This is a genomic window from Streptomyces albidochromogenes (genome assembly GCF_005981925.1).
GTDB classification, from domain to species: domain Bacteria; phylum Actinomycetota; class Actinomycetes; order Streptomycetales; family Streptomycetaceae; genus Streptomyces; species Streptomyces albidochromogenes.
Map to the genome: position 1 here is coordinate 1 of NZ_VBVX01000299.1, position 7,628 is coordinate 7,628.

Genomic DNA, 7,628 nt, shown 5'->3' on the forward strand with positions numbered 1-7,628 from the left:
CGGTTACCCCCAGCAGCCCCACCCGCAGGCGCCACAGGCCGCCCAGCCGCAACCGCAGCCCGTACAGCAGCCGCAGCAGCCGCATCCGCAGGCCGCGCAGCCTCCGCAGCAGCCCCAGCAGCAGCCGCAGCCCGGCTACACCTACCCGCCGCAGCAGGCGGGTTACGGCTACCCGCAGACGGGGCAGCCCGTACCCCCTCAGCAACAGCAGCCGCAGCAACAGCAACAGCCGCCTGCCCAGCAGCCCCAGTACCAGCAGCACCCGCATCAGCAGGCGCCCCAGCAGCAGTCCCCCGCCGCGTACGGCGCGCAGGGCTGGACCGCTCCGGCGGGACCGCAGGCCGGTGCCCCGCAGCAGCAGGCCGCGCCCGGCACCCCGCTGGGCTACAACGCCGCCGTCGAGCTCTCCTCGGACCGGCTGCTGCGCAACCAGCCCAAGGCCCGCAAGAACAACTCCGGCCCCTCCCGCTTCAAGCTCGGCGCGAAGAAGGAGGAGGAGGAGCGGCAGCGCAAGCTGGCGCTGATCCGTACGCCGGTGATGTCCTGCTACCGGATCGCGGTGATCAGCCTCAAGGGCGGCGTCGGCAAGACGACGACGACCATGTCGCTCGGCGCCACGCTCGCCTCCGAGCGCCAGGACAAGATCCTGGCGATCGACGCCAACCCGGACGCCGGCACCCTCGGCCGACGCGTGCGGCGCGAGACCGGCGCCACCATCCGCGACCTGGTGCAGGCGATCCCGCAGCTGAACAGCTACATGGACATCCGCCGCTTCACCTCGCAGGCGCCGTCCGGGCTCGAGATCATCGCCAACGACGTGGACCCGGCGGTGTCCACGACGTTCAACGACCAGGACTACCGCAGCGCCCTCGACGTGCTGGGCAGGCAGTACCCGATCATCCTCACCGACTCGGGCACCGGACTGCTCTACAGCGCGATGCGCGGAGTGCTGGACCTCGCCGACCAGCTGATCATCATTTCGACGCCGTCGGTCGACGGCGCCAGCAGCGCCTCGACGACGCTCGACTGGCTCTCCGCGAACGGCTTCGCCGACCTGGTGCAGCGGTCGCTCACCGTGATCTCCGGGGTCCGCGAGACCGGCAAGATGATCAAGGTGGACGACATCGTCGCGCACTTCGAGACCCGCTGCCGCGGCGTCGTCGTGGTGCCCTTCGACGAGCACTTGGCGGCGGGCGCCGAGGTCGACCTGAACATGATGCGGCCCAAGACCCGTGAGGCGTACTTCCACCTCTCGGCCCTCGTCGCCGAGGACATCGCCCGCACCCAGCAGGGCCAGGGCTTCGCCCCGCAGCAGCAGGGCCCCCCGCAGCACCAGGTCCCGCAGCAGCAGCCGCCGCAGGGTTACGCGCCCCAGCAGCACCCCGGCGCCGCGCCCCCGCCCGGGCAGGGCTGGCAGCAGCCGGCCCAGCAGCAGCCTCCGCAGGGGCAGGGCTGGCAGCAGCAGCCGGCCCAGCCGCAGAACCCGCAGCAGCCCGGCCCCGGCTGGACCCAGTAACACCGGGGGCCATCCCTCGTACGAGTGAGTTACTACAACATGCTTGTGCGCCAGGCCCGTTGTGTCGGCCTAAGATGCCCGAACGACGTCCTGCCCGATGCCGAAAGGGAGTTTGACCATGGGGAGCGCACAGGAGAAGGAAGAGCTGTACGCCCTCGACATCTCCGGCGTCGAGTGGCACAGCGCGCCCGGCACGAGCGAGCACGAGGAGCGGGTGGAGATCGCGTACCTGCCCGAGGGGGCCGTCGCGATGAGGTCGTCCGTGGATCCGGAGACGGTCCTGCGGTACACCGAGGCCGAATGGCGGGCGTTCGTGCTCGGCGCGCGCGACGGTGAGTTCGACCTGACCTGACCCGGCCCGAGTGCCGTGGCCGTCACAGTGCTTCGCCCCGCCGGACGGGAGCCGGCGGGGCGAAGTCGTGTCGCAGGCGTGAGCGTGTCAGCGGCGGGTTCTGCCGACCAGGTGGGCGAGGCCCCAGGCCGCCGCCGCGGCGACCACGAGGCCGAGCAGGCTGATCGGCCAGCTGTCGCCTCCGTTGCCCCACCAGGCCTTGGCCGGGATCAGGGCGTCCGCCTGCATCATGTTCCGGAAGGCGTACATTCCGGCGTCCATGGTCACGAACACCACCGCGTTCGTGAAGCCGAAGAAGGCGCCGAGTATGGCCACGACCGCGCCGCTGATGTGGGCGCCGGTCCGGCTGTGGCCCACCAGACCGACCAGCGCGCCGACGGCCGCTCCGTTGACGAGCGCGTGGAGCACGTAGAGGACGTAGACCGTGTTCTCCGACTGGTCCTGGTACGTGGCGTAGACGATGCCGCTGTACACCAGCGAGACGACGACCGAGGCGAGGAAGCCGAGGAAGAACGCGCCCACCGGGTTGCCCGACCTCCGCTGTGGCCCGTACGGCCCCTGCTGCGGATAGACCGGCTGCGGCGGGAACTGTCCCGGCGCCGCCTGCGGCGGAGCCCCGAACCCCTGCGGAGGCCCAGGCGGCTGCTGGGGTACGGGTGGCTGGTGGCCCGGGTTGTACTGGGGCTGCCAGGGCTGGCTCATGAAGGGGTCCCCCGAGAAGCAGAAGCTGGAGCTGCCCAAATTACCAAACCGCACCGCCCGTGCCGCGGAGCGATCCGAGTCTCCGCCAGACCCTCACCAGGCAGGCGTCAAGGGTGTAGACCAATGAGGGTGGGAAGGACCTCCGCGCCCCGCGCCCACAGCCGTCGGGTCGGGTATTCCCGCAGTACACACGGGGTTTTTGACATCGTTGACTCGGCCGGACCAGCGCTGGTAGACCTGCGCTCACGAGCTGGACATCAGTGATCAACACGCCTTCTCCGTGCGAGTGATGACGCGAGGTCAAAGTCCTATGGACACCACCACAGTTCCGCGCACTGCCCGTCCCTCCCCCCGAGCCCTCACCCTGCTCGCCGTCGGCGTCACCGCCCTGGCGCTGACCGCCGCGGCCGCGACCCCGCTGAATCCCGCCCCGCGGCAGGCGCGGGCGGACGGGCAGCGGACGCTGACCGTCGCGGTCTCGCAGAGCGTCGACTCCCTCAGCCCGTTCCTGGCCCAGCGGCTGGTCTCCACCACCGTGCACCGGCTGATCTACGAGAACCTGACGAACTACGACGCCAAGGACAACCACGCGATCCCGGGCCTCGCCACCAAGTGGGAGCCGTCCCCGGACAAGCTGACGTGGACGTACACCATCCGCGAGAACTCCAGGTGGTCCGACGGCAAGCAGGCCACCGCCGAGGACGCCGCCTGGACGTTCAACACGATGATGACCGACGAGGGCGCGGCCACCGCCAACGGCAGCTTCGTCGCCAACTTCAAGAAGGTCACCGCTCCCAGCCCCACGAAGCTGGTCATCGAGCTGAAGAAGCCGCAGGCGACCATGGCCGCCCTCGATGTGCCGATACTGCCCCGGCACGAGTGGGAGAAGGTCGGCGACTACGCGAAGTTCAACAACGACAAGAAGTTCCCGGTCGTCGGCAACGGGCCTTTCATCCTCACCGACTACAAGGTCGACCAGTACGTGAAGTTCAAGCCGAACCGGAAGTTCTGGCGCGGCGCCCCGAAGTTCGACGAGCTGGTCCTCAAGTACTACAAGGACGGTGACGCGGCCGTCGCCGCGCTGCAGAAGGGCGAGGTGTCCTTCGCGTCCAACCTCACCCCCGCCCAGGCCGCGTCCCTTGCCAAGGCCAAGAACATCAAGGTGAACGACGCCCCCGGTCGCCGCTTCTACGCGCTGGCCACCAATCCGGGCGCGAGGTCCAAGGACGGCAAGAAGTTCGGCGACGGTCATCCGGCGCTGCTGAACCCCAAGGTGCGCCAGGCCCTCTTCGCCGCCACCGACCGCAAGACGATCATCGACAAGGTGTTCCAGGGCCACGCGGTCGAGGGGCAGGGCTACATCCCGCCGCGCTTCTCGGCGTACCACTGGAAGCCGGACGCCGATCAGCGGATCGCGTACGACCCGGCCCGGGCGGCGGCGCTCCTCGACGAGGCGGGCTACAAGAAGAACAAGGCGGGCAAGCGCGTCGGCAAGGACGGCAGGCCGCTCGACTTCCGCATCCTGTGCCACGCCACGGACCCGAACGACAAGGCCATCGGCAAGTACATGCAGGAGTGGTGGGGCGACCTCGGCATCGGGCTGAAGGTCGAGTGCCTGGACAACGTCTCCGACCCCTGGCTGGCCGGCGAGTACGACCTGGCCTTCGACGGCTGGTCCGTCAACCCCGACCCCGACTTCGTCCTCTCCATTCACACCTGCGCGGCGCTGCCGTCCACGCCCAAGGACACTGGGGCGACGGACAACTTCATCTGCGACAAGAAGTTCGACGAGCTGTACGCGAAGCAGACGGCGGAGTACGACGCGGCCAAGCGGGCCGATCTGGTCAAGCAGATGCAGTCGCGGCTTTACGACACGGGATACATGAATGTCATGGCGTATCCGAACGCGGTCGAGGCGTACCGTACCGACCAGATCAGGGCGATCACGACAATGCCCGAGTCCGGCGGCAACCTCTGGGGTCAGGACGGTTACTGGAGCTGGTGGTCCGCCGTGCCCGCCGAGGTCGACGACACCTCCGGCGGGAACGGCTCCTCCACCGGCCTCGTGATCGGCATCGTCACGACCGTCGTCCTCGCAGCCGGGCTCGTGGTCTTCGTCGCCATGCGCCGCCGCTCCACCGCGGAAGACCGTGAGTAGTACATGAGCACTGCAAGCTCCACCCCCCTCGTGGAGGGCGCGCCGGACGGCCCGGTCCCGGTGAAGACCGGGCCGTCCGGCCCGCGCGCCCGCTCCGCCCGTGCCTATCTGATGTACGTCGCCGGGAAGCTCGGCGGCGCGGCCGTCTCGCTCTTCGCCGTACTCGTCACCAGCTTCTTCCTCTTCCGGATCATCCCCGGCGACCCGGTGCGCACCATGACGCACGGCCGCCAGGTGTCCGCCGAGCAACTGGCCTCGCTGCGACGCCAGTTCGGGCTGGACCTGCCGGTGTGGCAGCAGTTCACGGAGTACTGCGCCAAGGCGCTCAGCGGCGATCTCGGCACCTCGTACCAGTTCCACGCGCCGGTCGGTGAGCTGATCGCGGAGAAGCTGCCCGCGACGCTGCTGCTGACCGGCGTCGCCGTCGTCATCTACTCCATGCTCGGGCTGTGGCTCGGCACGCGATCCGCGTGGCGCCACGGCCGGCTGGGCGACAAGGTCAACACCGGCGTGGCCCTCACCCTGTGGTCCGTGCCGTCGTTCTGGCTGGGGCTGCTGCTGATCATCACCTTCTCGGTGGGCATCGGCCCGATCCCCGGCATGTTCCCCACCGGCGGCATGGAGACGGGCGGCGAGACCGGCTTCGGGTACGTCGCCGACGTGGCGCACCACATGGTGCTGCCGGTGGTCACCCTGGTCGCGGTCGGGTACGCGCAGACGCTGCTGGTCATGCGGGCCTCGCTGCTGGACGAGATGGGCAGCGACTACCTGACGACGGCCCGCGCGAAGGGGCTGCGGGACGACCTGGTGCGGCGCCACCACGCCGTGCCCAACGCCCTGCTGCCCACCGTCACCATGGTCTTCATCAACCTGGGCCATGTGGCGGCCGGCTCGATCCTCGTCGAGACGGTCTTCTCGTGGCCGGGGCTCGGCGGCCTCTTCTACCAGGCGCTGAGCGTGCCGGACCTGCCGCTCGTACAGGGGCTGTTCGTGGTCTTCGCCGGAGCGATGATCCTGATGAACCTCCTCGCCGACCTGCTCTATCCGCTGCTCGATCCCCGGGTGGGCCGATGACTGTGCCTTCGACTGCCGCTCAGACCGCCTCCTCCCTGGCGTGGGCCCGCCGCCGCGGCTCCGTGGCCCGGTTCTGGCGTGCGTACCGTACCCACCGGGCGGGCCTCTTCGGACTCGGCGCCCTGGCCGTGATCGCCCTGGTGGCGCTGGCCGCGCCGCTGCTCGTCGGCAGCGACGTGCAGAGTGTGACGAACGCGCCCGGGGCGGCGCTGGAGTCGCCGAGCGGCGCGTTCCCGCTCGGCACCGACCAGTTCGGCCGCTCGCTGCTCGGCCTGCTGATCTGGGGCGCGCGGATCTCCCTGACGGTCGGATTGATGGCGGCGGCGCTGTCGGTCGCCATCGGTACGCTCGTGGGCATCCTCGCGGGACACTTCGGCGGCTGGTTCTCGACCGTCACCATGCGGATCACGGACTGGTTCCTGGTGATGCCGACGCTGGTGCTCGCGATCGTGCTGGCGACGGTGATGTCGCGCAGCGTGTGGACGGTGATCCTGGCGATCGGCGTCACCAGCTGGCCGACGACGGCCCGCCTGGTGCGGGCGCAGACGCTGGCCGTCGAGTCCCGTCCGTACATCGAACGGGCTACGGCGCTCGGCGGCGGTCACGGGCACATCATGAGCCGCCACGTCCTGCCGAACGTCATGCCCCTGGTCCTCGCCCAGACCACGCTCGGCATCTCCAACGCCATCCTGACGGAGGCGACGCTGGCCTTCCTGGGTCTGGGCGACCCGGACGTCGTCTCCTGGGGCGGCATGCTCCAGGACGCGCGGGAGGCGGGCGCGGTCTCGTCGGGGCACTGGTGGTATCTGGCGCCGCCCGGCATCGCCATCGCGGTCGTCGCGCTGGCGTTCACGCTGTGCGGGCGCGCGGTGGAGTCCGTCCTCAATCCCAAGCTGGGGGTGTCGGCCCGATGAGCACACTGGGCCCGTTGCTGGAGGTCAGGGATCTGCACGTGACGTACGGCGCCGGGACGCGCGCCGTACGCGGGGTGGATCTGACGTTGTCCGCCGGCCAGAAGCTGGGCATCGCGGGCGAGTCCGGCTGCGGCAAGTCCACGCTGGCGCTGGCGCTGCTGCGGCTGCTGCCGGCGTCGGCGAGGCTGAGCGGTCGGATCCTCCTCGACGGCGAGGACGTACTCACCATGAAGTGGGGGCGGCTGCGCGCCGTGCGCTGGGCGGGGGCGTCGATCGTCTTCCAGGGCGCCATGCACTCGCTGAACGCCGTGCACCGCGTCGGGGAGCAGATCGCGGAACCGGTGCTGCTGCACAGCGGGGCGACGGCGGCGGCCGCGCGGCGGCGGGCCGGTGATCTGCTGGAGCAGGTGGGGTTGCCGGCGGGGCGCGCCGACGCGTATCCGCACGAGCTGTCGGGCGGGCAGCGGCAGCGCGTGATGATCGCGATGGCGCTGGCGTGCGATCCGCGGCTGATCGTCGCGGACGAGCCGACGACGGCGCTCGACGTGATGATCCAGGCGCAGATCCTGCGCCTGATCGAGCGGCTGGTCGCCGACAAGGACATCAGCCTGCTGATGATCAGCCACGATCTGTCGGTGCTGGCCGACACGTGCGACCGGCTCGCGGTGATGTACGCCGGCCGGGTCGTCGAGGAGGGCCCGGCGGACGAGGTCTTCACGGACGCGCGGCATCCGTACGGCCTGGCCCTGTCGGCGGCGTTCCCCCGCATCGGTGACGCGGCGTCACGGCGGGCCCCGCGCGGCCTGCCGGGCGACCCCCCGGACCCGTCGGCGCTCCCGCCCGGCTGCACGTTCCATCCGCGCTGCCCCGTCGCCCTGGAGGAGTGCGGTACGCGGGACCAGGCGTTGCGGG

General features: G+C 70.3%; 7 protein-coding genes. 6 read left to right on the plus strand and 1 reads right to left on the minus strand.

The window, feature by feature from the left end:
* Both E2E34_RS27915 and E2E34_RS27920 read left to right on the plus strand, forming a co-directional pair.
* Positions 1-1,516: MinD/ParA family ATP-binding protein (locus E2E34_RS27915; RefSeq protein WP_138904667.1), on the plus strand; the 1,516-nt coding region annotated here is incomplete at its 5' end.
* Positions 1,517-1,634: 118 nt separating this feature from the next.
* Complete coding sequence (locus E2E34_RS27920) at positions 1,635-1,868, plus strand: DUF397 domain-containing protein (RefSeq protein ID WP_138899087.1); 234 nt, start codon at positions 1,635-1,637, stop codon at positions 1,866-1,868.
* 87 nt (positions 1,869-1,955) lie between these two features.
* Here E2E34_RS27920 and E2E34_RS27925 read toward each other — a convergent pair whose 3' ends face one another.
* The gene (locus E2E34_RS27925) at positions 1,956-2,570 is read right to left on the minus strand and encodes a hypothetical protein (RefSeq protein ID WP_138904668.1); all 615 of its coding nucleotides are present in this window, start codon (positions 2,568-2,570) and stop codon (positions 1,956-1,958) included.
* A 310-nt stretch (positions 2,571-2,880) separates the two neighbouring features.
* Between E2E34_RS27925 and E2E34_RS27930 the strand changes: the two genes are divergently transcribed.
* The 4 genes from E2E34_RS27930 to E2E34_RS27945 all read left to right on the plus strand — a co-directional run.
* A complete protein-coding gene (locus E2E34_RS27930) occupies positions 2,881-4,728 on the plus strand; it encodes an ABC transporter substrate-binding protein (RefSeq protein WP_138904669.1) in 1,848 nt (615 codons plus the stop codon).
* Positions 4,729-4,731: 3 nt separating this feature from the next.
* Positions 4,732-5,802, plus strand: coding sequence for an ABC transporter permease (locus E2E34_RS27935; RefSeq protein WP_138904670.1), 1,071 nt, complete (start codon positions 4,732-4,734; stop codon positions 5,800-5,802).
* Positions 5,799-6,716 (plus strand): ABC transporter permease, encoded by a 918-nt coding sequence (locus tag E2E34_RS27940; RefSeq protein ID WP_138904671.1) that lies wholly within the window; start codon positions 5,799-5,801, stop codon positions 6,714-6,716. Before E2E34_RS27935 ends, E2E34_RS27940 begins: the two co-directional genes overlap by 4 nt.
* Positions 6,713-7,628 (plus strand): ABC transporter ATP-binding protein (locus E2E34_RS27945; protein ID WP_138904672.1); only part of this gene is annotated, 916 nt, incomplete at its 3' end. The genes E2E34_RS27940 and E2E34_RS27945, both read left to right, overlap by 4 nt.

Excerpts from the sequence above, each read along its gene's own strand:
- E2E34_RS27920 (WP_138899087.1), top strand. The coding sequence starts at position 1,635 with ATGGGGAGCGCACAGGAGAAGGAAGAGCTGTACGCCCTCGACATCTCC.
- E2E34_RS27935 (WP_138904670.1), top strand. The coding sequence starts at position 4,732 with ATGAGCACTGCAAGCTCCACCCCCCTCGTGGAGGGCGCGCCGGACGGC.
- E2E34_RS27930 (WP_138904669.1), top strand. The coding sequence starts at position 2,881 with ATGGACACCACCACAGTTCCGCGCACTGCCCGTCCCTCCCCCCGAGCC.
- E2E34_RS27940 (WP_138904671.1), top strand. The coding sequence starts at position 5,799 with ATGACTGTGCCTTCGACTGCCGCTCAGACCGCCTCCTCCCTGGCGTGG.
- E2E34_RS27925 (WP_138904668.1), bottom strand. The coding sequence starts at position 2,570 with ATGAGCCAGCCCTGGCAGCCCCAGTACAACCCGGGCCACCAGCCACCC.